23 protein-coding genes are annotated in these 26662 nt (G+C 42.1%); 21 read left to right on the top strand and 2 right to left on the bottom strand.

The features are described from left to right. The first annotated feature begins 149 nt into the window (after window positions 1-149). The 5 genes from CZ434_RS19710 (at window position 150) to CZ434_RS19730 (ending at window position 5945) form a co-directional block, all read left to right on the top strand. A complete protein-coding gene (locus tag CZ434_RS19710; RefSeq protein ID WP_095742940.1) occupies window positions 150-1733 on the top strand; it encodes a glycoside hydrolase family 43 protein in 1584 nt (527 codons plus the stop codon). A 191-nt stretch (window positions 1734-1924) separates the two neighbouring features. Next, window positions 1925-2575, top strand: a complete 651-nt coding sequence (locus tag CZ434_RS19715) for a ThuA domain-containing protein (RefSeq protein ID WP_077624689.1) — start codon at window positions 1925-1927, stop codon at window positions 2573-2575. A gap of 29 nt (window positions 2576-2604) precedes the next feature. Further along, the gene (locus CZ434_RS19720) at window positions 2605-3756 is read left to right on the top strand and encodes a Gfo/Idh/MocA family protein (RefSeq protein WP_077624690.1); all 1152 of its coding nucleotides are present in this window, start codon (window positions 2605-2607) and stop codon (window positions 3754-3756) included. Window positions 3757-3819: 63 nt separating this feature from the next. Further along, window positions 3820-4788: a sugar phosphate isomerase/epimerase family protein gene (locus tag CZ434_RS19725; protein WP_077624691.1), complete on the top strand. Its 969-nt coding sequence runs from the start codon at window positions 3820-3822 to the stop codon at window positions 4786-4788. Between the two features lie 23 nt (window positions 4789-4811). Continuing rightward, the gene (locus CZ434_RS19730) at window positions 4812-5945 is read left to right on the top strand and encodes a Gfo/Idh/MocA family protein (RefSeq protein ID WP_077625276.1); all 1134 of its coding nucleotides are present in this window, start codon (window positions 4812-4814) and stop codon (window positions 5943-5945) included. A gap of 49 nt (window positions 5946-5994) precedes the next feature. Here the strand turns inward: CZ434_RS19730 and CZ434_RS19735 are convergent, their stop codons facing one another. Further along, a complete protein-coding gene (locus tag CZ434_RS19735; protein WP_095742991.1) occupies window positions 5995-7194 on the bottom strand; it encodes an ROK family protein in 1200 nt (399 codons plus the stop codon). A gap of 537 nt (window positions 7195-7731) precedes the next feature. Here CZ434_RS19735 and CZ434_RS19740 point away from each other — a divergent pair. From CZ434_RS19740 to CZ434_RS19760, 5 genes are all read left to right on the top strand, one after another. Beyond that, window positions 7732-9036: an extracellular solute-binding protein gene (locus CZ434_RS19740; RefSeq protein ID WP_077624693.1), complete on the top strand. Its 1305-nt coding sequence runs from the start codon at window positions 7732-7734 to the stop codon at window positions 9034-9036. An 85-nt stretch (window positions 9037-9121) separates the two neighbouring features. Further along, a complete protein-coding gene (locus CZ434_RS19745; protein WP_077624694.1) occupies window positions 9122-10000 on the top strand; it encodes a carbohydrate ABC transporter permease in 879 nt (292 codons plus the stop codon). Between the two features lie 14 nt (window positions 10001-10014). Further along, entirely contained in the window at window positions 10015-10836 is an 822-nt protein-coding gene (locus tag CZ434_RS19750; protein ID WP_077624695.1) for a carbohydrate ABC transporter permease, read from the top strand. 39 nt (window positions 10837-10875) lie between these two features. Next, window positions 10876-12987 carry a glycoside hydrolase family 52 protein gene (locus CZ434_RS19755; protein WP_077624696.1) on the top strand — a complete coding sequence of 704 codons (2112 nt, stop codon included), beginning with the start codon at window positions 10876-10878 and terminating at the stop codon, window positions 12985-12987. A gap of 209 nt (window positions 12988-13196) precedes the next feature. Continuing rightward, window positions 13197-13481, top strand: coding sequence for a hypothetical protein (locus CZ434_RS19760; protein WP_077624697.1), 285 nt, complete (start codon window positions 13197-13199; stop codon window positions 13479-13481). Between the two features lie 137 nt (window positions 13482-13618). Here CZ434_RS19760 and CZ434_RS19765 read toward each other — a convergent pair whose 3' ends face one another. Next, the gene (locus CZ434_RS19765) at window positions 13619-14239 is read right to left on the bottom strand and encodes a YesL family protein (protein WP_077624698.1); all 621 of its coding nucleotides are present in this window, start codon (window positions 14237-14239) and stop codon (window positions 13619-13621) included. A 401-nt stretch (window positions 14240-14640) separates the two neighbouring features. On the opposite strand from CZ434_RS19765, the gene xylA reads away from it, so the two are divergent. The 11 genes from xylA to CZ434_RS19820 all read left to right on the top strand — a co-directional run bounded on the left by xylA (window position 14641) and on the right by CZ434_RS19820 (window position 26656). Continuing rightward, a complete protein-coding gene (xylA, locus tag CZ434_RS19770; protein WP_077625277.1) occupies window positions 14641-15966 on the top strand; it encodes a xylose isomerase in 1326 nt (441 codons plus the stop codon). 34 nt (window positions 15967-16000) lie between these two features. After that, window positions 16001-17500 carry a xylulokinase gene (gene xylB, locus CZ434_RS19775; RefSeq protein WP_077624699.1) on the top strand — a complete coding sequence of 500 codons (1500 nt, stop codon included), beginning with the start codon at window positions 16001-16003 and terminating at the stop codon, window positions 17498-17500. A 124-nt stretch (window positions 17501-17624) separates the two neighbouring features. Beyond that, complete coding sequence (locus tag CZ434_RS19780; protein WP_245831035.1) at window positions 17625-18752, top strand: LacI family DNA-binding transcriptional regulator; 1128 nt, start codon at window positions 17625-17627, stop codon at window positions 18750-18752. A gap of 210 nt (window positions 18753-18962) precedes the next feature. Further along, the gene (locus tag CZ434_RS19785) at window positions 18963-19142 is read left to right on the top strand and encodes a hypothetical protein (RefSeq protein ID WP_077624700.1); all 180 of its coding nucleotides are present in this window, start codon (window positions 18963-18965) and stop codon (window positions 19140-19142) included. A gap of 498 nt (window positions 19143-19640) precedes the next feature. After that, entirely contained in the window at window positions 19641-20987 is a 1347-nt protein-coding gene (locus CZ434_RS19790) for an ABC transporter substrate-binding protein (protein WP_077624701.1), read from the top strand. A 52-nt stretch (window positions 20988-21039) separates the two neighbouring features. Further along, on the top strand, window positions 21040-21750 hold the full coding sequence (locus tag CZ434_RS19795) for an RraA family protein (protein ID WP_077624702.1): 711 nt from the start codon (window positions 21040-21042) through the stop codon (window positions 21748-21750). Between the two features lie 411 nt (window positions 21751-22161). Continuing rightward, the gene (locus CZ434_RS19800) at window positions 22162-22881 is read left to right on the top strand and encodes an RraA family protein (RefSeq protein ID WP_077624703.1); all 720 of its coding nucleotides are present in this window, start codon (window positions 22162-22164) and stop codon (window positions 22879-22881) included. Window positions 22882-22920: 39 nt separating this feature from the next. Continuing rightward, the gene (locus CZ434_RS19805; protein ID WP_077624704.1) at window positions 22921-23781 is read left to right on the top strand and encodes an NAD(P)-dependent oxidoreductase; all 861 of its coding nucleotides are present in this window, start codon (window positions 22921-22923) and stop codon (window positions 23779-23781) included. 28 nt (window positions 23782-23809) lie between these two features. Continuing rightward, entirely contained in the window at window positions 23810-24274 is a 465-nt protein-coding gene (locus CZ434_RS19810) for an RpiB/LacA/LacB family sugar-phosphate isomerase (protein ID WP_077624705.1), read from the top strand. A 70-nt stretch (window positions 24275-24344) separates the two neighbouring features. Beyond that, window positions 24345-25673, top strand: coding sequence for an ABC transporter substrate-binding protein (locus CZ434_RS19815; RefSeq protein WP_077624706.1), 1329 nt, complete (start codon window positions 24345-24347; stop codon window positions 25671-25673). A 92-nt stretch (window positions 25674-25765) separates the two neighbouring features. Further along, on the top strand, window positions 25766-26656 hold the full coding sequence (locus CZ434_RS19820; protein WP_077624707.1) for a carbohydrate ABC transporter permease: 891 nt from the start codon (window positions 25766-25768) through the stop codon (window positions 26654-26656). The last annotated feature ends 6 nt before the right edge of the window (window positions 26657-26662 follow it).

Here is a 26662-nt window from a genome sequence, read left to right on the forward strand (position 1 = left end):
GTCTCTTGCTCCCTTCTAACTTTTCAGTTACTATAATAATAAGTTTGTATATCACTTAAACTAAGTGAGGGCTCTTCAAATATTTTTTTGCGTAATCATGGAAGCGTTATCAAAAATGTGTAATACTAAATAAGGAAAGGATGAGTTGCTTGAACAACATTGTCAATCCGGTTTTGCCCGGTTATCATCCAGACCCCTCCATTCTGCGAGTGGACGATGACTATTACATAGCTGTATCTACTTTTGAATGGTTCCCAGGTGTCCAAATCTACCATTCAAAGGATATGGTCAATTGGCGTTTATTGACATACCCGTTAACGAGGCCTTCCCAGTTGGACATGATCGGTAACATAAATTCCGGTGGAGTCTGGGCTCCATGCCTGAGTTATTCCGATGGTTTGTTTTACTTGATTTACACAGATGTGAAAAGCAGAAGGGGAGCATTTAAAGATACACACAATTACTTAGTTACCGCTGAAAACATTACCGGCCCATGGTCTGAACCGGTTTATCTCAATAGCAGCGGATTTGACCCTTCCCTTTTCCATGAAGAGGATGGGTCTAAATGGCTGTTAAACATGATTTGGGACCATCGGAAAGGAACCAATTCCTTTGCAGGTATTGCCCTTCAGGAATATTCAGTGGAAGAACAGAAGCTTGTCGGTCCGATCAAAAATATCTTCCGGGGATCAGAACTGGGTGCCACGGAAGCACCGCACGTATATAAGAAAGACGGTTATTACTATTTAATGACGGCTGAAGGAGGGACAAGCTATGACCACGCAATAACGGTCGCCCGTTCTGAGTCCCTTCAAGGTCCATATACCGTCGACCCCGATAATCCGATTTTGACCTCCGATAAAGCGAATAAAAATCTGCTTCAAAAAGCTGGCCATGGAAGTCTAGTAGAAACACAGAATGGAGAATGGTATATCGCCCATTTATGTGCACGTCCCGTGAAAGATGATAAATGCATATTGGGACGGGAGACAGCACTGCAAAAATGTTACTGGACGGAAGACAACTGGCTGCGTGTAGAAGGGGGCCCAGATCCACAGTGGACCGTTCCTGCACCGGACTTAGAGAGTGTCCCGTTTGAAGAAGAGAACAATCATGATGATTTTGAGGATAAGGAATGGAAAAAATACTGGAATTCATTGAGAAGGCCGTTTACCGAGGATTGGGTTTCCTTGCAGGAAAGAAAGGGGCATCTTCGTCTGAAAGGCGGCGAATCGATGAACTCCTTACACCATCAAAGTCTTGTGGCGAGAAGATTGGAAAGTTTTCATGTGGAAATGGAAACAGCGATCGATTATCAGCCTGAAGATTTTCAACAAATGGCTGGCTTGATTGTATATTATGACACCGATGATTATGTGTATCTTCGCATAACCAACCATGAAGACTATGGTACATGTCTGGGAATCATCCAAACAAAATACGGCCAGTATGATGAGCTTTTGGAGAAAGACATTCCATTGCCTGTATCTTCTTATTATTATTTGAAAGCTGAGATTCACAATGAATTGCTGCAATTCTATTATTCTCTCGATGCAGAGGAATGGATAAAAATAGGAACACAAATCGACATCAGCCACTTATCGGATGACGCTGCGGAATTGAATTCGCTTCGATTTACCGGCACATTTGTGGGGATGTGCGTGCAGGATTTAAGCGGAAGGAAACTACCGGCGGATTTTAACTATTTCACTTATAGAGAACTAAACAATTAATCATTCAACATGATTCAAGCACACCAAAGAAATAAGTATCACTTACTTAGCGATTTGGTGTGCTTTTTTCTATCCCGGTTAATCAATCATTGAACACTTTTTAAACATAGAAAGACCCAAAGGTGTTCATGAAGATGAAACGGGCATAACAACCTGATTTCACTTACTACTTTGACAGGAGAGATGAAAAGATGAAAAAAGCATTAATATTCCAAGGTGGATGGGAAGGACATGAACCTGCTGAGGTTGCTGAAATATTGGCAGGGATTTTGAAAGAAGAAGAATTTGATGTGAAGGTGACCGACACCCTTGCAACGTTGGAAGAAGATGATTTAACCTCTTATGACCTCATCGTACCCAACTGGACACAGGGACAAATTGCCAAAGAACAGCTCCAACCTTTGATGCAGGCTGTAGAATCAGGTACTGGGCTTGCCGGTTTGCATGGAGGACTCGGGGACTCGTTCCGGATGGAAACAGATTATCAATTCATGGTCGGAGGACAATGGGTAGCGCATCCGGGAAATGACGGGGTGACTTATCAGGTGAATATCAAAGACCCTGACCACCCGCTAACAGAAGGAATGAAGGATTTTACAGTTGTTTCAGAACAATATTACATGCATGTCGATCCTGCAGTTAAAGTGCACGCTACCACAAGGTTCCCGGTGGCAGAGGGTCCATATAAGGTGAACGGGGAAGTGGACATGCCTGTTGTCTGGACAAAAAAATGGGGAGAAGGAAAAGTGTACTATTGTTCGCTCGGCCATGTGGCGGAAATCGTCCGCATGCCGGAAGTGATGACCTTGATGAGAAATGGTTTCAAATGGGCTTCAAGATAATCTTGCCAGAGTAGAGTGGAGGAAAGACGATGAACAAACTAAACGTAGGTCTAATCGGTTGTGGAAATATCAGCAGCATCTATTTTAAAAACATCAGAAAGTTCCGGGTGGTGGATATTGTAGCTTGTGCCGATCTTGATTTAAACAGGGCGCAACAAAGAGCGGAGGAATATAACATTCCGAAAGCGTGCTCTACAGAAGAACTAATCGCTGATCCGGAGATTGATCTCGTAATCAATCTTACCATTCCGGCGGTCCATGCAGAGATTGCTGTTGCGGCATTGGAAGCTGGGAAACATGTCTATGGCGAAAAACCTCTTGCAGTATCATTGGAAGATGGCAGGAGGATTGTCGAACTGGCAGAAGAAAAAGGATTGATTGCGGGAAATGCGCCAGATACATTTCTCGGAGGCGGCATTCAAACCTGCCGTAAGCTGATCGATGATGGCTGGATTGGAGAACCGGTTTCAGCTACAGCTTTCATGATGATTCCCGGTCATGAAAGATGGCATCCGGATCCTGGCTTCTATTATCAAGAAGGCGGCGGGCCGATGTTCGATATGGGTCCTTATTATGTAACGGCATTGGTTTCCTTATTGGGACCGGTAAAAAGGGTGACTGGTTCAGCGAAAATAACCTATCCGGAACGGACCATCACAAGTGAGCCGAAATTCGGTGAAAAAATCCAGGTCAACACTCCGACACAAATAAATGGGGTATTGGACTTTGAAAACGGTGCGGTTGCCTCGATCATTACCAGCTTCGATACCTGGCATCATCAGCTTCCGTACATAGAAATATACGGAACGGAGGGAAGTTTGGTTGTGCCGGATCCGAACCATTTTTGTGGTCCTGTCTATGTACGGCGGAAAGAACACACGGAATGGAAGGAAATTCCGCTGACACATCGTTTCACGGAGAACAGCCGGGGCCTTGGCGTCGCGGATATGGCACATGCCATCTTGGGAGAAAGAAAGCCGAGAGCAAATGCCGAGCTTGCGTACCACGTCTTGGAAGTGATGCATGGATTCCATATTGCTTCAGAACAAGACAGGCACTATTACCTGAAAAATAGTTGCAGTAAGCCGCCGGCGTTTCCGGTTGGTATATCAGCAGAGAACTTCGATGAACTCCTTCTATCGGAAAAAGCGGCTGCTTTGGATACTTTACAAGAGAAATAGATTTTGCGATCTGCCAAGCTGATATAGGTTTGATCGTTATATAAAATTAAAGGAGTGAAAGATATGAAGTTGGGTGTATTTGCAGTTTTGTTTGGTGACAAACCATTAGAAGAGGCGTTGGATACTATTGTGGAATCGGGTCTGGATAGCGTCGAAATCGGGACAGGAGGATATCCCGGCAACTCGCATTGTGACCCTGCTGTACTCCTTAATGATGAGAATAAATTACATCAATTCAAGCAGGCTGTCGATTCCAGAAACCTGACGATCAGCGCCTTGAGCTGTCATGGAAATCCGCTTCATCCTAACCCGGAAATAGCAGATCTTCATCATCAGCAATTCCTGGATACTGTCAAACTTGCAGAAAAAATCGGAGTCGACACCGTCGTGACCTTTTCCGGTTGCCCGGGTGAATCGGAGCATTCCCGCTTTCCGGTTTGGGTTACATGCCCATGGCCGGAAGACCACTCGGAAGTAGTAGACTGGCAGTGGAAAGAAAGGGTCATTCCTTATTGGAAAGAACAGAGCAGGTTTTTGAGGGAGCATGGAGTAAGAGTGGCAATTGAGCCGCACCCTGGATTTGTTGTTTACAATAATGAAACAGCCATCCGTCTCAGGGAAGAATGCGGGGACAATATCGGAGTGAACTTTGATCCTAGTCACTTATTCTGGCAGAACATGGATCCTGTGGCAAGCATCCGGGAGATTGCCAAACATGATGCCCTTTATCATTTCCACGCAAAAGATACCGCCATTGACCAGCTCAACACGGCTACTAATGGGGTATTGGATACAAAGCCGTACGGCGATGAATTGAACCGTTCCTGGATTTTCCGGACAATCGGTTACGGCCATGGGGAAGAGACTTGGAAGAACATCATCAGCGCTTTGCAGCTGGCAGGATATGAAGGAGCGGTAAGCATTGAACACGAAGACAGCCTGATGTCCGTCGAGGAAGGATTTACTAAAGCTGTTTCACTATTGAAAGGTGCATTGATCAAAGAAAAGGTTGGTGAAATGTGGTGGGCGTAGCCAAACGGGAAATACGAATCGGGATGATCGGTTATCAGTTTATGGGGAAAGCACACAGCCATGCATACAGGGATTTGCCATTCTTTTTTGGCACGGAGATTAAACCGGTCCTTAGAGCAGTTTCAGGTAGAAAAGAAGAAGCGGTGAAGGATGCCGCCGAACAAATGGGTTGGGAATCTTACGAAACAGATTGGCGGAAATTGATCGAACGTGAGGATATCGATGTCGTCGATATTGTTACGCCAAACCATACCCATGCGGAAATTGCGATAGCTGCAGCCAAAGCCGGAAAGCATATCATAACGGAAAAACCTCTTGCTTTGACCCTTGAAGAAGCCAGGGAAATGCTTCAGGCAGTCAAAGAAAATAATGTCAAACACATGATTTGTCATAACTACCGGTTCGCGCCGGCTGTCCAATTCGCAAAGAAACTTATTGAGGATGGCAAATTGGGGCACATCTATCATTTTCGTGCGAATTATTTGCAGGACTTTATCATGGACCCCGAATTCCCGTTGGTGTGGCGTCTGAAAAAAGAAGTATCAGGGTCTGGTGCACTTGGCGATATCGGTGCACACAGTATCGATTTAGCCCGCTTTTTGGTTGGGGAGATTACTGAAGTAGTTGGTACGATGGAAACCTTTATTAAGGAGCGTCCTGCAGGTGAAATGGCAGGAGGGTTGAAGGGCCAGGCGGACAACAGTGAGTATGGCGAAGTGACAGTGGATGATGCTGTTGCTTTCATAGCCAAGTTTGAGAGCGGTACACTTGGAACGTTTGAAGCGACAAGGTTTGCCGGTGGGAACCGCAACAAGAATAAATTTGAAATAAATGGGGAAAAAGGATCCCTTCGCTGGGATATGGAGAATATGAACACGCTTGATGTCTACTTTGCGGAAGACGAAGCCGGATTGCAAGGGTTCAGGACAATCAGTTGTACAGAGGAGGAGCACCCTTATGCAGGGGCTTATTGGCCGCCGGGACATATTATCGGATATGAGCATACATTTATCCATTTAATCCATGAATTCTTACACGGAATAACCGGCAATGTACAGCCTGCGCCAAATTTTGAAGACGGTGTTAAGAATCAAGCTATATTGGAAGCAGTGGAACGATCTTCTAATTCAAGGAAATGGGAAACAGTGAGGAACTAATAAAAAGAGGCTTATCCGGATATCTGGATAAGCCTCTTAATGTGTGTTATCAATTATTCAGGATTTTCTTGCTGACATCGACACTGAGAAAACGTTCCACCGAAAGGGCTGATACCCCCAAAGCAGTGGAATAGGTGGATAACTCTGCGAAATCTATATGCAAATCTTTATGCTGGAACCATAATGTGTGACTGACCATTCGCTGTTCCAGTGTCTTCATGAGCCACTCCTCTGATAGAGCCATTCTGTTTCCGATGATAATTTGTTCGGGATTAAAAATATTGATTATATTATTGAGTCCTATTCCTAAATAATCGCCGGTTTTTTCAAAGAGCCGAATAATTTCCTCATTGCCGTTCTCGGCCTCTTCAATTAAATCTTCCAATGTCCAGCCATCTGCTTTTGAAGGTTGGATTCCTGCCTTATCTGCTTCCAGCAGCAAGGCTTGTTCAGATGCATATAATTCCCAGCATCCCCTGTTGCCGCAACGACATTCACGTCCTTCTGCCTGGATGGTCATATGTCCCAGTTCACCGGAAAAGCCATTTCGGCCTTTGTATAACTTTTCGTTCAGAATAAGACCGACACCAATACCGATGCCTGCACTTACATACACAAGATTATTGTAATCTTTCCCTGCACCAAATTTCTTTTCCCCATAACCACCTGCATTCGCTTCATTTTCGATTGTGATCGGAAGCCGGAATTTCCGTTCGAGAATTGTTTTCAAATGAACATTTTTCCATCCGAGGTTCGGGGCAAGCAGCACTTCGCCGCTGTTGCTTACTGTACCGGGAACCCCCACAGCAATTCCGATTATTCCATAGGGACTTGGAGGGGCAACAGATATTAAATGATTGATCATTTCAAACAACTGGGTCAGACTTTCCTGATAGGATATGCGTTTATAGTAAATCTTTTTCTCGTGCTGGATGTTTCCCTGAAGATCGGTAAGAACTCCCAATATGTAATTGACACCGAGGTCGATACCGATTGAATAGCCGGCTATATGATTGAATAGGAGCATGACAGGCCTTCTGCCCCCGCTGGACTCTCCGGGGCCGGACTCACTGATTAACTGTTCCTCAAGCAGCTCATTGACGAGGGAGGATACAGTACCTTTATTTAAACCAGTTCGTTGAGCAATATCGGCACGTGAAAGAGGAGCATACTCTTTTATCATGTCTAAAACTAATGATTTGTTTCCCTTTTTAACTACAAATTGGTTCCATGTCTTGTTTGCACTTATTTCCATCATGATCCTCCTTCTTAAATACCATGTGCGTTGCGTTCAGTTTTGGCGATTGTTTTTGAATGCGCTGTCATTAGCGAAAACTGCAAAATCAATTTTATGTCCGAGTGGGAATTTGGTGGTGTTGGATGGTGGAGTATAGGTTAAGTTCAATAGGTGGCGAGGATAGGATAGCAGCTCAATTAATGAGTCATTCAAATTTCCTTTTTTGGTCAAAAGCTGTTCACAAAATCTATTGGATGATTAAAGGTTAGCATAATTATTCTGATTCCGCTACTGTACCTTTTACAATTTTTATACAAAAAATTAATTAATTGTCTTGAAAAAAGGGCTAAGACTTTTCGGCATCATTGACAGGTCCTTCTTTTTCCCTATCTTTTCCTATATTTCGAGGGGGATTACAACTATTCTCCTAGCTTTCTTTCTATAATTCTATTATAAACTTAGTTTATCCAGTAGACAAACAAGTTTTTATCTGCTATTCTATATTTGTAAATTGATAAAGCGTTTACAAAAATATAGGGGGTAAGGTTAATGTTCAGAAAGAAAGCGATTGCATCTTTTGCAGCTGTATTAGCTACAGTACTGCTGGTTCTTGCAGGTTGTTCAGGTGGTGGAGAAGGAGCTAGCGGAGATAGTGATAAGAAAACTGTAGAGTTCATGCATTTATGGCCAGAAGGAAGTTCTAAAGACCATTATGAAATCGTTAACAAAATAGTTGAGGACTATGAAGCAGACAACCCTGATGTAAATGTAGAGTTAGAGATTTTAGGAAATGAACAATATAAAGAGAAATTGAAAGTCCTGTCGACTTCAGGAGAACTTCCAGATGTGGGAATGACATGGGCTGCCGGTTTCTTGGAGCCGTATGTTGATGGTGAAATGTTCGCGCCTTTAAATGATGTTTTAGAAGATGGTTTACAAGATCAGTTTGTATCAGGTACGACGGAAGCATATGCTATCGATGACAATACTTACGGCCTTCCGCTTGAATTGAATATCGCACCTATTTTCTACAACAAAGCGATATTTGAAGAGAATGGATTAGAAGTACCGAAAACATATGAAGAGTTTCAAAATGTCGTAACAACATTGCAAGATAACGGTGTTGCTCCAATAGCACTCGGTAACAGAGATAGATGGACAGGCTCTTTGTGGTATATGTACCTTGCTGATCGAATTGGCGGAGCAGAAACACTGACAAAAGCCATTGACCGCTCTGGTTCTTTTGAAGATCCGGCTCTTGTGGAAGCGGCTTCAAAGGTACAGGAACTTGTCGATTTGAACGCTTTCGCAGATGGATACAATGCGCTATCTGATCAAGAAGCAAAAAGCTTGTTTATGAATGGCCAGGCAGCAATGTACTTAATCGGTTCTTGGGACTTGCCGAACTACACAACGAATGAAGAAGTACCACAAGAGTTCAGAGATAATGTCGGTTTCTTCGGTTTCCCTACTGTTGAAGGACAAGGCGATTTGAATAGCTGGGTTGGTGGACCTGGTGTGGGACTATTCGTAGCCGAAAATTCTGATGTGAAAGAAGAAGCGAAAGACTTTGCAGCGTATTTCGTAGAGAATTGGGGCGAACAGGCAGTTACGGATGCAGGTGTAATTCCGGCGACAAAAGTCGATACAGAAGCAGTTGAGCTTCCGCAAATGTATATCGATGTTTTGGATGAGTTGAATCAAGCGAGCAATATCACTCTATTTGCCGACGTACAAATGAGTCCGGAAGTTGCCCAAGTTCACTTGGATGCTATTCAATCCTTGTTTGGCGGAGAAATTACACCGGAAGAATTCACTGAATTACAAGAAGAAGCATTAGCTGAAGAGGAATAAACTGGAAAATAAATGCCTTAAGTGAAAAGGACATATCTCTCGGTGTGTCCTTTTCCAATACATAAAGGATTTGGGGTTGAAGCTTATGAACAAAGTTATGTCAAACAAATTGATGATAGCGTTATATACCCTGCCGGCTTTATTGTTGATTGGTGTGTTGATCTATATTCCATTGATCCTGACGGGATATTACGGCTTGATGGACTGGGATGGAATCGGGGATATGACGTTCATCGGACTGGAAAACTACATTGCAGCAATTCAAGATGCGAAATTCTGGGAAAGTGCCGGCCATTCATTCTTGCTGGCTGTCTTCTCAACGCTTAGTCTTGTCATCTATTTAGCCATTTCGCTGATTCTGGCTTCCAAAATTAAAGGGGCAGATTTGCTTCGCAAGATTTATTTGGTACCAATGTTGCTATCTTCTGTAGCGATTGCCCAGCTTTGGATTAAAATCTATAATCCAGCGAACGGTATTTTAAATAGTTTACTAGGCTGGTTCGGCATTGATAATCCTCCGGCATGGTTAGGGGACCCTTCGGTCGTGTTGTATGCCATATTCATTCCGATTTTATGGCAGTATGCCGGTTTTTACATTTTGATTTATTATGCAGCATTGAAAAACATTCCAGATTCTCTAATTGAAGCAGCAAAAATTGACGGAGCATCGGCTTTTGAAATAGCTTATAAAATCAAACTTCCACTGATCATGGGTGTGGTGAAAGTGACGATTGTCCTGGCTATTGTCGGTTCATTGAAATACTTCGATTTGATTTATGTTATGACCGGCGGGGGGCCGAGTGGTGCCAGTGAAGTTATGGCTTCATACATGTACAAGCTCGCGTTTGCCAGCTATGACTTTGGATATGGAAGTGCCATCGGTTTCTTGTTGTTGATTATCACGTTGATTGTCACTGTTTTGATCAGAAAACTTACTGCAGATAAAGATGAATTACAGTATTAAGGGAGGCAATCGCTATGGGTAAATTAGGTTATACCATTCTTTATATATGTCTGGCACTTGTTGCGGTCTTTCAAATATTCCCGCTTGCCTGGCTGGTTTTATTCTCGCTGAAAGACAGCAGGGAAATCTTTGCCTCGCCACCGCTTTCCCTGCCAGAAGAGCTTAAATGGGAAAACTATGTAAAAGTATGGGAAGGAAACATCGGTGTTTACTTTTTAAATAGTGTTTGGTACACAGTAGCTGCCATTTTGTTAACGGTTATCTTGGCGAGTATGGCGACATTCGCGATTACAAGAATGAACTGGAAATTAAATAAATTGGCATTAGGCTTATTCATGGTTGGCTTGATGATTCCGATTCATTCTTCTTTGATCCCGCTTTACAGCATGTTTTTAAGTGTAAACTTGATTGATAATCCATTGTCGATCATCATCACCTATACTGCTTATAACCTGCCGATCACGATGATGATTTTGCTCGGATTTTATTATACATTGCCAAGGGAAATTGAAGAGGCAGCCATTATCGACGGTTGTTCTATCCATCGCTTGTTTTTCCGTATCATCATGCCGATGACCATTCCGGTGATGTCTACCACGGTTATTATCAATATGATTTATAACTGGAATGAATTTGTATTCGTCAATACGTTCATCAGTTCAGATAAGTACAAGACATTGACTGTTGGTATCCAAAACTTTGTCGGCCAATATATGACGGACTGGGGCGCAATCGGAGCAACATTGGTAATCAGTGTTCTACCTGTCCTTGTAGCATTTTTCTTTTTCAGTAACAAAATTGTGGAAGGTATCTCTGCAAGTGCTGTTAAAGGGTAAATTTTATTTACTATAATATGGCGGAAAGGAAGAACAGATTTGGATAATAAATTTTTCAATGCCCACCATTCCCCCATTGGAGCATTTTCGAGCTTCACGTTAGGTTTTCCTGGCAATGGCGGCGGGTTGGATGTGGAATTGGGCAGATCCCCGCGTAAAAATGTCTTTATCGGATTAGAGTCATTGGAAAAAGAAGGGCATTATGAGGCACTGCCATTCTTCGGTTCCAGTGAAGATGAAAGTAAGCGTTATGATATCGAAAACCCTGACCCGGATCCTGATAAGCCGGAAATCATTCATGCTTTTCCTAAAGAAGAAGTGGAACGTGATTTCCGACTTGGCAGTGATACTTGGAAAGCCGGCGATATTACCTTCACCATCTATTCACAAGTCCAACCGGTAGAAAATCCGGAGACTGCTTCCGAAGATGAATTGAAACGAACACTGCTTCCGGCAGTACTAGCAGAATTGACGGTTGATAATACCAAAGGTACGAAAAAACGCCGTGCTTTCTTTGGTTATGAAGGTAGTGACCCATACAGTTCCATGAGAAGGCTTGATGCCACGACAGAAGAATTAGCCGGGATAGGACAAGGCAGGTTTACTGCTCTCGCAGCATCTCGTGACACGGTCAAATCGGCTTTGCATTTCAGTGTCGAAAACATACTCACTACTCCATTCGAAGAGAACTGGGCATTTGGGCTCGGCCCTGTCGGAACGCTAATTGCCGACGTTCCTGCCGGTGAAAAAGTCACCTATCAGTTTGCTGTTTGTTTTTACAGAGGCGGACTCGTGACTGCCGGTATGGATAGCTCCTATTATTACACGAAGTATTTCCAAAACATAGAAGAAGTAGCAGAGTTTGCGTTGGAAAACTTCGACCAAATCAAAGATAGGGCGTTGAAAGCGAACGATATGGTCGATAATGCAACCCACTTATCTGAAGATCAGAAATTCATGCTTGCCCATTCAATCAGGAGTTACTATGGAAGTACGCAGTTATTGCTCCGTGAGGACAAACCGTTCTGGGTAGTGAATGAAGGTGAATATCGGATGATGAACACCTTTGATTTGACCGTTGATCAGTTGTTCTTTGAACTGAAGATGAACCCGTGGACGGTCAAAAACGAACTTGATATGTTCATTGAACGGTTTAGTTATACAGATGAAGTCCGTTTTCCGGGAGAAGAGAAGCTGTATCCTGGAGGAATAAGCTTCACACATGATATGGGAGTAGCGAACACAATCAGCCGTCCACATTATTCCTCTTACGAATTGTACGGAATCGATGGATGCTTTTCCCATATGACACATGAACAGCTGGTGAATTGGGTGTTAACAGCGGCCGTTTATGTAGAACAGACAAAAGATCAACAATGGCTGGATAATAATCTTGATGTTTTTGAAAGTTGTTTTCACAGCATGATAAATCGTGACCATCCTGATCCCGACAAGCGCAACGGTTTGATGGGACTTGATTCCTCGAGAGTAATGGGGGGAGCTGAGATAACGACTTACGACAGTCTTGATGTTTCGTTAGGTCAGGCCCGAAACAATATTTATCTTGCCGGCAAAATCTGGGCTTCCTATGTAGCTTTTGAAAAGATTTTTCATGACAAAGGGCAAAAGGAATTGGCAGCACAAGCTGGCAGCCAGGCTGAAAAATGCGCACAGACCATCGTCGATAATGTTACTCCAGATGGCTATGTTCCGGCTGTCATCGGTGAAAACAACGATTCCAAAATCATTCCTGCAATAGAAGGACTTGTATTCCCTTATTATACAAACAATCAGGAAGCTTTGGATCCGGAGGGGCGTTTCGGCAGTTATATAAAAGTGTTGAAAAACCACCTTGATTCTGTCTTGAAGGATGGAAGCTGCCGGTTTGAGGATGGAGGCTGGAAACTGTCTTCGACAAGCAATAATTCCTGGTTAAGCAAAATCTATCTAAGTCAGTTCATCTCACGCCATATATTGAATTATCAGGATGAAGGCGGAACAGAAGCCGATGCTGCACATGTGAAATGGCTTACCCATCCAAAATTGTCCGTCTGGAGCTGGAGTGATCAGATCTTATCAGGCGAGATCATCGGCAGTAAATATTATCCGAGGGGTGTTACAAGCATCCTTTGGCTGGAAGAATCCGAATAAAACCAGTTATTGGTCAAGGCCTTGCCATATTTAATGGTAAGGCTTTTTTGTATTGTTGGCATCCATGAGATGGGTAGATAGGTGAGAAGACGACATTTGTTAAAAGTTGCCATTTTTTTGAATGCCTATGTTAAATTAAATATAGAGTTTGTGATGGGGAATTTTTAAACGAATGGGCAGATTTGCTCAATAAGAAAGGGGGCATGGTTATGTGGGTAATATTGGGCGTAATTGCTATAGCAGCAACTCTTATAAATCTTTATTTATATAAAGCTGGAAAGGATTATAAGCTTGCTATGGCGATGGGATTATCATTTACAGCATTAACACTTTGTGCTGAATACAGTCTTGTATCTCGGTGGGTAAAAGTGGAAGATTGGGCAGCTTTATCGGATGTAGTTCCTGGTATGGAAAGGGCATTATGGTTTTTGACAATTGTTTCGATTTTACTAAATATGGCACCTTTACTTTTAAAACAAAAAAGTAAGGAATAATTATTTGGATTCCAATTCAGTCTGAAAAACGGATAAAACCTTCATATATAACCACAAAAATGACGTGTGCCAATTCACACGTCATTTTGTCAATCTGCACCTTGAAAAGGAAACCTTTTCAACTGTCGGAATGCTTTTTATGCCTGCTTATTCTTATTTCTCGTTCTGTTAAAAGCATGGTAGCTGATCCACATGGTGATGAATGCATAAACACTGGCGCCGAAAATAAACGCCAATGCAGGAATTGCCCTCATGATAAGAAAAATGGAAACAAGGCAGACAGCCATCAAAAAACTGTGGATTGGATTAATGAGCATAATCAAGAAAGCATTTTTCATTATTTGGCCCACTTTTAAATCAAAATGGACAAACGCGGGAAACACATAAAAGAAAAATAATACAAACAGTGCCATGAAACCAAATAATGGTAGGTAAGCAATTTTCCACAGATCATTGGTATTCACGTGCATGAACAAGAAATCTATCACAATGAGCAAAATGGCGGCTCCAAGGAATAAGCCGAGAAGATTGCTTTTCAGGAAATCTTTCTTGTAATATGTCCAAAATGTCCGGAACACAGGAAGGTCACCATTGCCTTTCAGCCATTCCCGGTTTAAAGCAAATAAAGCGGTAGTTGCCGGGAAGATACCCAGCAATACACCCCCCATCAGGGTGAAAAGGAACCATAGCAAGTTTGCGTAGGCGAATCTAGTAATCCATTCCATGCTCCTGTATAAAAAACTACTCGTAGCGTTCATAAGGAGTCCTCCTTTTAGGTCTAGGTTGATTGTCTGTCGGCCAGTGTTAAAAAAGAATAAAATGTGACAGATGATGACTCTGCGTTATTAGAGGAACCTCCAATATCTTCTTATTATAAAACAAATAGCGGGACAGCAGTACACTATTGTAAAAAGTCATCAAAAATCGCATTATTCCTTACTCTTATAAATATTTTACTAGTTTATTATAAACTTTGTTTAATTGATAGACAAACTCTTCTGCTACTGATATAATACAAAATGTAAGCAGTTACAATTTAGGAGGGCATCCATACATAGTGCAGCTTCCTGTAAAAGGGGGCGGCAACCTTTTTATTCATTTTACAAGTGGCATGCTCAAGCCTAATTTAAATATTTATTCAATTCAGGGAGGTTTTACAATGGCTTATTTTGAAAACGTTAACCAGATTAAATTTGAAGGACCTGCTTCAACGAATCCATTTGCATTTAAATTTTATAATCCAGAAGAGAAAATCGGCGGTAAAACAATGGAGGAATATCTTCGTTTTGGTGTAGCATACTGGCACACTTTCGTCGCCGATGGCTCTGATCCGTTTGGTGCAGGTACGATGATCCGTCCATGGGATAAATACACTGGAATGGATTTAGCGAAAGCCAGAGTGGAAGCGGCTTTTGAATTCTTTGAAAAATTGGGTGTTCCTTACTTCTGCTTCCATGATGTGGATATCGCTCCAGAGGGAAGCAATTTGAGAGAAACTTACCAAAACCTGGATACAATCGTCAGCATGATCAAAGATTACATGAAAGACAGCAAAACAAAGCTGCTTTGGAATACAGCGAATAACTTCACAAACCCGCGCTTCACCCATGGTGCTGCTTCTTCGAGCAATGCAGATATCTTTGCTTATTCTGCAGCCAAAGTGAAAAAAGGTTTGGAGATCGGTAAAGAACTAGGAGCAGAAAACTATGTGTTCTGGGGCGGCCGTGAAGGTTATGAAACATTGTTGAACACAGATTTAAAACTTGAGTTGGACAACTTGGGCCGTTTCTATCACATGGCTGTCGACTATGCAAAAGAAATCGGTTTCGATGCACAGTTCTTGATCGAGCCAAAGCCGAAAGAACCGACAACACATCAATATGACTTCGATGTTGCCAGCGGTTATGCATTCCTTCAAAAATACGGATTACAAGATCACTTCAAATTTAACATTGAAGCAAACCATGCAACTCTTGCAGGTCATACATTCGAGCATGAGCTCCGTTATGCCCGGATCAACGGTATGCTGGGATCTGTCGATGCCAACCAGGGTGATACACTGTTAGGCTGGGATACAGATGAATTCCCGACAGACTTGTACTCTACTACTCTTGCAATGTATGAAATCATCAAAAACGGCGGCTTGGGCCGTGGTGGATTGAACTTCGACGCGAAAGTAAGAAGAGGCTCCTTCGATCCGGAAGACTTATTCCATGCACATATTGCTGGTATGGACAGCTTTGCAATCGGGTTCAAAGTAGCTCAGAAGCTTGTCGATGACAAAGTGTTGGATAACGTTGTCGAAGATCGTTATCAGACTTACACAGAAGGTATTGGATTGGATATCGTGGAAGGCAGAACAGACTTCCATAAGTTAGAAGACCATGCCTTGAACCTGACTGAAATCAAAAACAAATCCGGTCGTACGGAAAAAATTAAAGCGACAATCAACCAATATTTGTTGAACGCATACGCTGGTAAATAATTTTTCCGGAAAATGTTGTTGAGAGGTGGTCCTTATGAAGTATGTTGTTGGGGTTGATTTAGGGACAAGTGCGGTCAAAATTCTGCTCGTCAATCAGAACGGGGAGATTACCCAGGAAGTTTCTAAATCGTATCCTTTAATACAGGAGAAAACAGGCTACAGTGAACAGGATCCTCAAGTATGGGTAGATCAGACAGTAGAAGGACTGTCTGATCTAGTCCGGAATTTTCAAGGTGACATTACAGACATCGAAGGAATTAGCTTTTCCGGTCAAATGCATGGTCTTGTTCTACTTGATGAAAATAACGTTCCATTACGGAATGCCATTCTTTGGAATGATACCCGTACTACTGAACAGTGCAAGCAGATTTATGAAAATGTAGGAGAAGAAACGTTACTGCAAATAACGAAGAACCCTGCATTGGAAGGATTTACCCTGCCGAAAATATTATGGGTGAAACAGTATGAACCAGAGGTTTTCGAAAAAGCGGAAAGCTTTGTTCTGCCTAAGGATTATCTTCGCTACAAACTGACAGGCCAATTGCAAATGGAATATTCTGATGCTGCCGGTACTTTATTACTGGATATCGGGAAAAAACAATGGAGCCAGGAAATCTGTGACCGGGTCGGCATAGATGTTTCCTTATGTGTTCCTTTAGTCGAATCGCATGATAAAGTAGGAACACTGACAGCAGAAGTGGTGGAAAAAACAGGCCTCTCTGAATCTACCGGAGTATTTGCCGGCGGAGCAGACAACGCGTGCGGTGCGATAGGTTCAGGCATCCTGGAGGAAGGTAAGACGCTTTGCAGTATTGGGACTTCAGGTGTTGTTCTCTCCTATGAAGAAAGCGACGACAAAGACTTTCAAGGGAAGGTCCATTATTTTAACCATGGTGCGGAGAATGTCTATTACACGATGGGTGTGACACTAGCAGCTGGATACAGCCTGAGTTGGTTTAAAGACGTCTTTGCCAAGGATGAAAGTTTCGACGAACTGCTCGAAGGCGTAGAGAAGGTTCCTGCAGGCGCAAACGGATTGTTGTTCACTCCTTACCTAGCTGGAGAAAGAACTCCACATGCAGATGCAGCGATAAGAGCAAGCTTTGTCGGCATGGACAGTTCTCATAAACGAATCGATTTTGTTAGATCTGTACTGGAAGGGATCACATTCTCCCTGAATGAATCAATCGACATTTTTAGAAAAAATGGAAAAACGATTGATACGATCGTCTCTATCGGCGGAGGAGCACAAAACGAAACCTGGCTGCAGATGCAGGCGGATATATTCGACGCCAAGATTGTTAGACTAGCAAGCGAACAAGGGCCTGGTATGGGAGCAGCCATGTTAGCTGCTTATGGCTCGGGCTGGTTTAACTCTCTAAAAGAATGTGCAGACAGCTTCCTTAAAGAAGATAAAGAATATGTACCTAATAAAGAAAACACCGAGACCTATAAGGAATTGTTTGCGTTATATCAAGATGTATATAAAGACACAAAAAGCTTGAATGAGAATCTGGTAAAGTTCAGGAAGTAAAAGCGTGATTAATCTCAGGTGTCACACATTATGCATTGCTCAAAAATAATCAGCACTATAGCTGATTATTTTTTTGTATGCGGTCTTAAGTAAATAATAGTATAATTCAGAGAATTTTAAATATATGTTGACAGATATTAGAATAAAAGGTATCTTTTTATTAGGTTATCGGTTTCCTAAAACGGTTGCCAATAAAAGAAATAAGTTTATAAAGAAAATGGTGATGGCAATGAAGGTGACGATTGCTGATGTAGCATCAAAGGCGGGTGTATCGAAAACTACGGTATCTCGTGTCTTAAATGGTAATTTTTCTCATACTACAGAAGCAACAAAACAAAGGATTTTAAATGCGGCAAAAGAATTGGATTACAGTCCAAACGCTTTAGCCAAAAGCTTGAAATCTATGAAGACAAATATAATAGGCATGGTATTGTCAAACCTCAAGAACCCTTTCTGGACAACCGTTCTTGAAGGTGTGGAAGATACATGTCGGGAACTTGGTTATAACTTAATGATTTGTAATTCGAACGAAGATCCTACCGTTGAGGAGCAGTTTATAAAGGAATTCCAGATGAGACAGGTAGATGGAATTGTATTGCACCCTACTGCGCAGAACAATCACATTTATCAGAAACTGGCTGATTCGAAGCTTCCATTAGTATTTATTAACAGGCGTGTGGGAGATCTGTCAGCTTTGAATGTTGTAATGGACAATGTCAAGGGAGCTAAGACAGCTGTAGACCATCTCCTTAAAAACGGAAGGGAAAAAGTTGCGGTTGTTCTCTATGATAATAGATTTGTGAGTCCATGGAGGGAAAGGAAGGAAGGTTATCAAAAAGCCCTACTTGCCAACAACTTCATGCCAGAAGACTTTTTGGTATTGGAAGTAGATCAACAAAAGGGAAATGTTAAAAAAGAAACAATACAGTTTTTGAAAGAAAATCCAGAGATCGATGCAATATTCTCAACGAATAACATGCTTACCATGGAAGTAATTGAAGCTATAAAAGAGATGGGATTAGAAATACCCGTTGACATTGGCATTGTAAGTTATGATGAAACAGTCTGGGCTAGGCATCTGACTCCACCTTTGACTACCATCTGGCAGCCGGGATATGAAATGGGAAGGTTGGCTGCACGTAATTTAATTAATTCCATTGAAGATCCATCTTTTCAAACAGGGCAGACAATAATCTTGGAACCACAATTAATCGTTCGAGAGTCTTGTGGAAATATTAAATCAAAAGTATAAGGGGGGATTATTTTTTTAGGATGAAAATAAAGCGCTTACAATACTGGTAGGTTAAGAGACCAATATATTCTTCCGATATTGCTTCATGGACACCTCGGCTAAACAGACCACAGGAAAATGCGTCCATTTTAATGATATTTGATACTCCAACAAGAAGAATTTCAAATCAAATAATTCCCGCAGTTTCTAATTTTACACTAAAGGAGGTGAGTGCCAGCGAAATTGCCGCTTTCCGTCGATTATGCTCGTCCCGCTCCATATGCTCCCTTAGGGATCAACCAGGTAGAAGAAGCTTTTGGTGATAATGCTAGTGCAATCGCATTTGGTGACTTAACAGTAGAAGAAGCAGCAGACAATTTCATGGAAACAGCAAGCGAAATCTTGGAGTAGTTACTCCTGACTGACCACACCTTTAAGGAGGTGATAGAAGTAGAGGAAAGCGGTATGTACTCATTAATTGATTAGGAGGTGACAACCAATTAACAGACAGTATTTTCTTAACAAAAATGATCAGCCGTAGGATTCTGGGAAGAAGCAACGACTGATCACCACTCGCACCTCAGTGCTGACGACACTGAAAAGCGAATATTGTTAAGTATAACAGGAGCCGCTCAAAAGAACAAACGATTCATTTAACCTAGATCCGTGTACCATTTTTCTTCTTTGACTCCCCAACTACCCAGTGTCTTTTGAGCAAATCAAACATTCTAGATACCCACAATTGCCAGAAATCTCAAAAGGATAAAACACAGATAAACATCAGTGTCGAGTAAAGAAGATAAGAATAATAATTCCAATATACTTATGCAGTTAGTTGTTGAAATATAAGCTTTAAATTTATTAGATGAGAGCTTATTTCCTAAATTATTCGGCAAAGGGGAATCTGTGATGAATAAATTCAAGCTAATTGTACCAATGGTACTTTTCGTTTTTTCTTTCCTATTTCTTGCAGGGTGCAGTGATTCAGAGACTTCTTCTGAAGGCGGCAAGAGTACAGATGCTGAAGGAAAAGAAACGGAAGCGAACAGTGAAGAAGACGTCACCATTCGGTTTACTTGGTGGGGAGATAGCAAAAGACATGAAATCTACAATCAGATAGCGGATCAGTTTGAGGAAAAACATCCTAACATCACTATCGAAAGAGAATTTGGTGGATGGGCTGATTACTGGGACAGATTGACGACACAAATCGCAGGCGGTAACGCCCCGGATGTAGTTGGTATGCATCAGGAATACGTTTCAGATTATGCCCGCAGAGGTGCTTTGACTGATTTAAGTCAATTTATAGAAGATGGAACGATAAATGTCGATAATTTTCCGGATTCTGTTGTGGAAAGTGGTCAATTAGCGGGAGAAACAGTCATGATCGCTCAAGGAGTAACCATGTCCGGACAAGCCTTCAACACAGCTACTTTTGATGAATTAGGGGTCGATTACCCTGATATGGATTGGACTTGGGAGGAGTTTATGGCCAAAGCGCAAGAATTGACTGAAGCAAAGAATGAAGAAGGTTTCTGGGGAGCTTCTGACCAAAGCAGAAACTTTTCACCTACATTCAAATACTTTGTGCGCCAGCGTGGGAACACATTATTTACGGAAGATGGCCAATTAGGGTTTGAACGTCAGGATGCTATTGACTGGTTTTCTATGTGGGATACGCTTAGACAAAACGGTGCTATTCCGGATGCTGCAACGTCTGTTGAGTTTTTTGAAGCCCCGCTTGAGCAAAGCCTGATTGTAACTGGCAGGGTGGGCATCACCGGTATTCCTGCTAATCAAATTCACCTCTATCAGGAGCAATTCGATAACGGAGAAGTCCGGATGGTTCGCCAGCCGACTTTAGAAGGTGGCCAAACTGGTGAGTTTATTGAAGGTGCCTATTTTAGTATTACCGAAGAATCGGAACATCCGAAAGAAGCTGCAATGTTCATCGATTATTTTGTAAATGCCGAAGAATCTATGAAAGTGTTCAAATTAGAACAAGGTTCACCGGGCTCTACCGAGATGGTCGAAGTAGTGAAGCCTTTGCTTAACCCAGCCCAGCAAAGAACTTTGGATTATTTGTCAGAAACCTTGGAAATTGCCGAGAAAGCAACATATCCGCCAAAAGGTATGGCAGAGGTAGAAAGTGCTTTTCTGGCAGCTGCTGACAGTATTGCATTTGGAGAAGTGTCGATTGAAGAAGGCGTTGATAGATTCATGGAAGAAGCAGAGAATGTCTTGAAAAATCAATAGAGTTTGTACGGAACGATACCGTGTTCTTACTGGAAAAATAAAAATTAAATGGATGGTGATCGATTTGGTATGGTCTAAAGAGGAAAGGACAGAGATTCTAGGTTTATATAAAGATCTTCGAGTTGCGGATGTGCGAGATGGAATGGACTGGAACATGCTGCATCATTACGGATCAGTCTCCCAGGAGATAAGACCATTGTTCAGGACTAAAGCAGTCGGTATTGCCAAGACATCCAGATATGTGCCATACGATGAACCTGTACCCAAAATGTCACCAGAAGAGTACACAGAATGGGTTGCTTGGTATTATCAGAATATTAGTTACAACCCCGGCAACAAGAAAATCGAGGAAGGGGATTTTGTAGTCATCGACCAAAGTGGCGTCGATGTAGGAATACAGGGCTCCAACAATTCCTTGGAAATGTTCAGTAAAGGCGCGAGAGGGTTTATTACAAACGGCGGAGTAAGAGACACAGATGAATTGATCTTAAATCAAGTCCCATTCTGGTCTAAAATGATTTCCCAAAAAATGAACCAAGGACGAATCCGTTTTGAAGCAAACGATGTACCCGTCAATATAGGGGGAGTGGTAGTGTCTCCAGGGGACATAGTAGTGGCTGATGGAGATGGAGCCATTGTTGTTCCTCACAAATATGCTTTTGACGTTGCCAAATATGCACATCAGGAATTAGAAGCTGACAAAAAAGGCAGAAAGAGTATTTATATTAAATTAGGGTGGGAATTGGATCACACTGTTAAATAGGTTCTGTATATAATCTGATTTTATTAAAGGCAGCAGGATTCAACAGGAAATGTTGATCCTGCTGCCTACATATATGCCAAAGAAACCGTTATTACGGAGTTTTCTATTTGAATAATTTACTAAACCGATTCGAGAAAAAATTTTTTATTATTTTTAATTTTCTAAAAAAACTGTTGACAAATGCCATTATAAAAGTTAATTTTATATTAGGTTAACGGTTTCCAAAAACGTTTCCCAACAGTTAAAAAGTAAACGGTTTCACTATTTTGTCGAATTATCGCATCTGAGAGGAAATTTTTTTCTTTTTCAACTTTAAGGAGGTGAGTCACTTCTTCTAGTAAAGGTTAATTTGTAATTCATTTATGGTGAAAATCAGAATTAAAATTATAAAAACTAAGGGGAGATTTAAACATGGCTAACAATAACGAAACAGAAGTAAGAGATGACAGGAAAGAAATATTGGCACTTTTTGAAGGGCTTCGGGTTACCGATGTACGCGATGGAATGGATTGGGTTGGCATGCATCACTATGGAACAGTTGATAAAAGCATCAAACCGCTTTTTCGCGGCAAGCCTGTTGTAGGCATTGCACGTACTGCCAGATACCTGCCGTATGAAGGTCCGGTACCAAGAGTTACTGGTGAAGAATATACGGCTTGGGCCAAGTGGTATTACAGCGAAGTTTGTACAGATCCTTGGGGCAAAGACATAGTGGATGGCGACTTCATCGTGTTGGACGTTTGCGGGCTTGACGTAGGGCTTTTGGGTTCCAACAACACATTGGACTTTAAGTCGAAAGGTGCAAGAGGATACTTAACCAACGGCGGCGGTATTAGAGATACAGACGAAGTAATCCACCAGGGTATTCAGGTATGGTCCCAATTTGTTTCTCAGGGAATGGATCAGGCAAGAATCCGCTACCATGAAAAAGACATTCCGGTTGCAATTGGGGGCGTGGCTGTTTATCCGGGAGACGTAATCGTTGCTGATGGAGACGGGGTAATAGCGGTCCCGAGAAAGCTTGCTAGAGATGTTGCAAAGTATGCTCATCAGGAACTTAGCGGTGATAAAGCCGGCAGAAGGAAACTTTATGAAAAGCTAGGATGGGAACTAGACGAAACGGTACTTTAATAACAGCATAAATACTATTTAGACGAAGGAGAGTAATGGATGGCGATTAAAAGTATAGGTTTTATCGGATTGGGAGCAATGGGATTGCCGATGGCAAAAAATCTTGTGAAAGCAGGTTATGATCTTCATGTCTCAGCCCATAGAAACCGTGAGCCAATAGAACAACTGAAAAGCCTCGGAGCTAACGAACAAATATCTTTAGCAGATGTGGCAGCGAATTCAGAAGTTTTAATCAGTATTCTGCCAACGGATAGAGAAATGGAAAGCGTCCTACTTTCAGATGAAGTTTTAAATAGTCTTCCTGAAGATGCTATTTTGATAGAAATGACCTCCGGTTCTGCTGCAATGATGAAAAAAGTCAATGAAACCTATCAAAAGCAAGGCATCAGGGTACTTGATGGACCTGTAAGTGGTGGTACGGCTGGAGCTGAACAAGGAACTTTGACAGTGATGACAGGTGGAAAAACAGAAGTCCTGGAAGAAGTCAGACCCGTCTTGGATGCAATGGCAAAAAACATCTACTTAGTCGGAGATGTTGGAGCCGGGAAAGCTATTAAGGCTATCAATCAGATGCTTGCCGGTATCCATATGATCGCTTCTGCTGAAGCGGTTGCTTTGGCAGAGAAACTTGATATTGATAAGTCTGCGGTTAAGGATGTTATCGGAAACAGTTCAGGAGCTTCCTGGATGCTGCTTAACAAGATTGATACCCTATCCGAGAGAAATTTCGAACCAGGATTTAAACTCAATTTAATGAAGAAGGATGTTCAGATTGCTGTGGATGAAGGACAAGATCTGGACATGCCACTTGCTCAATTAGCGCTCGATTTATATAAAAAATATGAAGAAGATGCCGGAGAGTTGGATTTCTCCGCTATTAGTCAAAAGGTACTTAGCTAGAATATCAAATAAGTTGGGGGCCTAGTTTATGAAAATTGCTTTAGGAAGCGATCATTGTGGTTTTGAAATGAAAGAGGCCCTCAAGCCCTTTCTTGATAAACTCGGTTGTGAAAGCACAGATTTTGGCTGTTTTTCTAAAGACCCGGTTGACTTCCCTGATATAACATCGGCTGTTTGCAACTCTGTACGCAGCAAAGAAAATACCCGGGGCATTATCATTTGTGGAACAGGTGTCGGAGCAGCAATAGCAGCTAACAAAATCCCGGGAATTAGAGCGGCTGTGTGCCATGATATTCATTCTGCTCATCAATGTGTCGAACATGACAATGTGAACATTATGTGCATAGGCGCCCAAATAATTGGGCCATGGCTGGCGGAAAACCTGATAGAATCCTTTATCAACGCAAAATTCAGCGAGGAAGAGCAGTTTCGCAGACGGGTGGACAAATTAACAGCGCTTGAATTGAAATCAGCAAAAGAGGTTCAGCAATAATAAAACTATCCGAAAATGAAAACCCTTTCAGATTAAATTACAAACCTAAAGTGGGGAAGAGGGGAATTACATGAAATTTTCAAAATTTATGTTCTTGATGACACTTTCAATATTATCCATTTTAATCATTGGGGGATGTAGTTCAGAAAGTTCGTCTGATTCAGGCGGCAGTGCCCAAGGAGCCGATGGCGAGGAAGAAATCAAACTTCGTTTCTCCTGGTGGGGAGATACTTCCCGAAATGAAATCTACAATGAAATCATTGATAGGTTTGAAGAGGAGAATCCAAATATAACGGTTGACAGAGAGTTCGGGGGCTGGACGGATTACTGGGATCGCTTAGCCACTCAAACTGCTGGCGGAAATGCTCCAGACATTGTGAGTATGCACCAATTTTATGTTTCTGACTATGCCCGACGAGGAGCTTTGCTAAACCTGCAATCGTTGGTAGACGATGGAACCATAAATCTTGAAAGCTTTGCTGAATCTACTGTGGATAGTGGTAAAGTCGACGATGAGCTGATCATGGTAGCGAAAGGTGTCACAATGCCGGGTTGGGTTTATAATCCTGTTCAGTTGGAGGAACTTGGTGTAGAAGCCCCTAACTTTGACTGGACTTGGGAAGAATTTCAAGCGAAGATGCTGGAAGTAGACAAAGCTATGCCTGAAGGTGATTTTGCTACAGCTGACATGGGAGGCGGCCAATTACAGCCGAATTTCCGCTATTATGTACGTCAGCAAGGTGAAGATCTATTTACCGAGGACGGAAAATTAGGCTTTAGCGAAGAAACACTTTCAAAATGGTGGACTATGTGGGATGACTTGAGACAAGCGGGGGCAGTTGCTGATTCTGCAACTACTACCGAGTTTGAATCCGCAGCATTAGAACAAAAACTCTTCACGATCGGAAGGTCTGCTTTCTATCAAATCCCAGCTAATCAATTGCACCTTTATCAAGAGCAATTTGAAAATGGTGAGTTGCAAATGCTGAGAATGCCTCAAGTTGAAGGCGGGGAAAATGGTGAGTATATTGAGGGTGCTTATTTATCTATAACAAAAGAGTCTGAGCATCCAGAAGCTGCTGCCAAATTCATAGATTTCTTTGTGAACACAGAGAAATCGCTGGAATTGTTTAAAGTAGAACAAGGATCTCCAGGTTCTTCTGAAATGGCAGAGTTCGTAAAGCCTTTACTTGAACCTGCACAACAGCGTGCTGTCGATTACATTCAAGAAACAGTAGAATATGCTGAACCTGCAGCGTATGCGCCGCTCGGTATAAGTGAAGTGGAACAAGCATTTGCAGATAATGCAGCCGCAATCGGATTTGGTGAAAAGACAGTAGAAGAAGCCGTGACAGACTTTATGGAGACAGCCGAAAGCGTTATTGGATTTGCCGAGTAACGAATTAAATATTTTAAACAGATAATGAAATTAATCAATACAGCTAAATGGAAGCCTATCAGTCTTCTATTTAGCTGGGATTGGAGGGAACCATGCACACCTTGAAAAAGGCTTGGCAAAAAAATGCTGTTGCTTATCTTTTCCTGACGCCTTGGCTGATTGGTCTATTAGGATTAACGGCCATTCCAATGGGAGCTTCTCTATACTTCTCCTTTACTAGTTATGATATGTTTACGAGTCCGACGTGGGTCGGGTTGGGTAATTACACAGAAATGTTTGAGGATGATAAATGGATCAGCAGTGTAAAAGTTACACTTACCTACGTATTCTTAAGTGTTCCGCTCCAGCTTATGTTTGCACTGGGAGTCGCAGCTGCACTAAACCGTGGTTTAAAAGGATTACGGTTTTACCGGGCGATTTATTATGTTCCTTCCCTGTTTGGAGGAAGCGTGGCAGTTGCATTACTCTGGCGCCAATTGTTTGGCGGAGAAGGATTGGTTAACAGGGCTTTGGCGCAATTTGGAATAGAAGGGACAAATTGGATTTCCCAGCCAGACACTGCTCTTTATACATTGATTATATTGGCAGTATGGCAATTTGGTGCTCCGATGGTTATATTCCTGGCAGGACTCAAACAAATCCCTACAGAGTTATATGAAGCTTCGATGATCGATGGTGCCGGAAAAGCCAAGCAGTTCTTTAAAATTACCATTCCGTTGTTAACACCGATTGTTTTGTTCAATGTCATCATGCAAGTAATCTCTGCTTTTCAGGCGTTTACTCCTGCTTATATCGTTAGTGGAGGAACTGGGGGTCCCCTCGATTCGACCCTTTTTTACACTTTATATCTGTATCAGAAAGCGTTTACCCAGTTTCAGATGGGATATGCATCTGCTATGGCCTGGCTGTTGTTATTGACAATTGCCGTTATCACAGCTCTCATTTTTCTTTCGGCGAGAAAATGGGTGCACTATCAAGAATAGAGGTGA

The organism is Sediminibacillus massiliensis (assembly GCF_900156915.1).
In the GTDB taxonomy this organism is placed as follows: domain Bacteria; phylum Bacillota; class Bacilli; order Bacillales; family Amphibacillaceae; genus Sediminibacillus_A; species Sediminibacillus_A massiliensis.

Coding starts and splice junctions, on each gene's coding strand:
- CZ434_RS19745 (WP_077624694.1), top strand. CDS start 9,122: ATGAACAAAGTTATGTCAAACAAATTGATGATAGCGTTATATACCCTG.
- CZ434_RS19740 (WP_077624693.1), top strand. CDS start 7,732: ATGTTCAGAAAGAAAGCGATTGCATCTTTTGCAGCTGTATTAGCTACA.
- CZ434_RS19720 (WP_077624690.1), top strand. CDS start 2,605: ATGAACAAACTAAACGTAGGTCTAATCGGTTGTGGAAATATCAGCAGC.
- CZ434_RS19790 (WP_077624701.1), top strand. CDS start 19,641: ATGAATAAATTCAAGCTAATTGTACCAATGGTACTTTTCGTTTTTTCT.
- CZ434_RS19725 (WP_077624691.1), top strand. CDS start 3,820: ATGAAGTTGGGTGTATTTGCAGTTTTGTTTGGTGACAAACCATTAGAA.
- CZ434_RS19750 (WP_077624695.1), top strand. CDS start 10,015: ATGGGTAAATTAGGTTATACCATTCTTTATATATGTCTGGCACTTGTT.
- CZ434_RS19780 (WP_245831035.1), top strand. CDS start 17,625: ATGTTGACAGATATTAGAATAAAAGGTATCTTTTTATTAGGTTATCGG.
- CZ434_RS19795 (WP_077624702.1), top strand. CDS start 21,040: ATGGTGATCGATTTGGTATGGTCTAAAGAGGAAAGGACAGAGATTCTA.
- xylB (WP_077624699.1), top strand. CDS start 16,001: ATGAAGTATGTTGTTGGGGTTGATTTAGGGACAAGTGCGGTCAAAATT.
- CZ434_RS19810 (WP_077624705.1), top strand. CDS start 23,810: ATGAAAATTGCTTTAGGAAGCGATCATTGTGGTTTTGAAATGAAAGAG.
- xylA (WP_077625277.1), top strand. CDS start 14,641: ATGGCTTATTTTGAAAACGTTAACCAGATTAAATTTGAAGGACCTGCT.
- CZ434_RS19730 (WP_077625276.1), top strand. CDS start 4,812: ATGATCGGTTATCAGTTTATGGGGAAAGCACACAGCCATGCATACAGG.
- CZ434_RS19820 (WP_077624707.1), top strand. CDS start 25,766: ATGCACACCTTGAAAAAGGCTTGGCAAAAAAATGCTGTTGCTTATCTT.
- CZ434_RS19715 (WP_077624689.1), top strand. CDS start 1,925: ATGAAAAAAGCATTAATATTCCAAGGTGGATGGGAAGGACATGAACCT.
- CZ434_RS19815 (WP_077624706.1), top strand. CDS start 24,345: ATGAAATTTTCAAAATTTATGTTCTTGATGACACTTTCAATATTATCC.
- CZ434_RS19765 (WP_077624698.1), bottom strand. CDS start 14,239: ATGAACGCTACGAGTAGTTTTTTATACAGGAGCATGGAATGGATTACT.
- CZ434_RS19760 (WP_077624697.1), top strand. CDS start 13,197: ATGTGGGTAATATTGGGCGTAATTGCTATAGCAGCAACTCTTATAAAT.
- CZ434_RS19805 (WP_077624704.1), top strand. CDS start 22,921: ATGGCGATTAAAAGTATAGGTTTTATCGGATTGGGAGCAATGGGATTG.
- CZ434_RS19800 (WP_077624703.1), top strand. CDS start 22,162: ATGGCTAACAATAACGAAACAGAAGTAAGAGATGACAGGAAAGAAATA.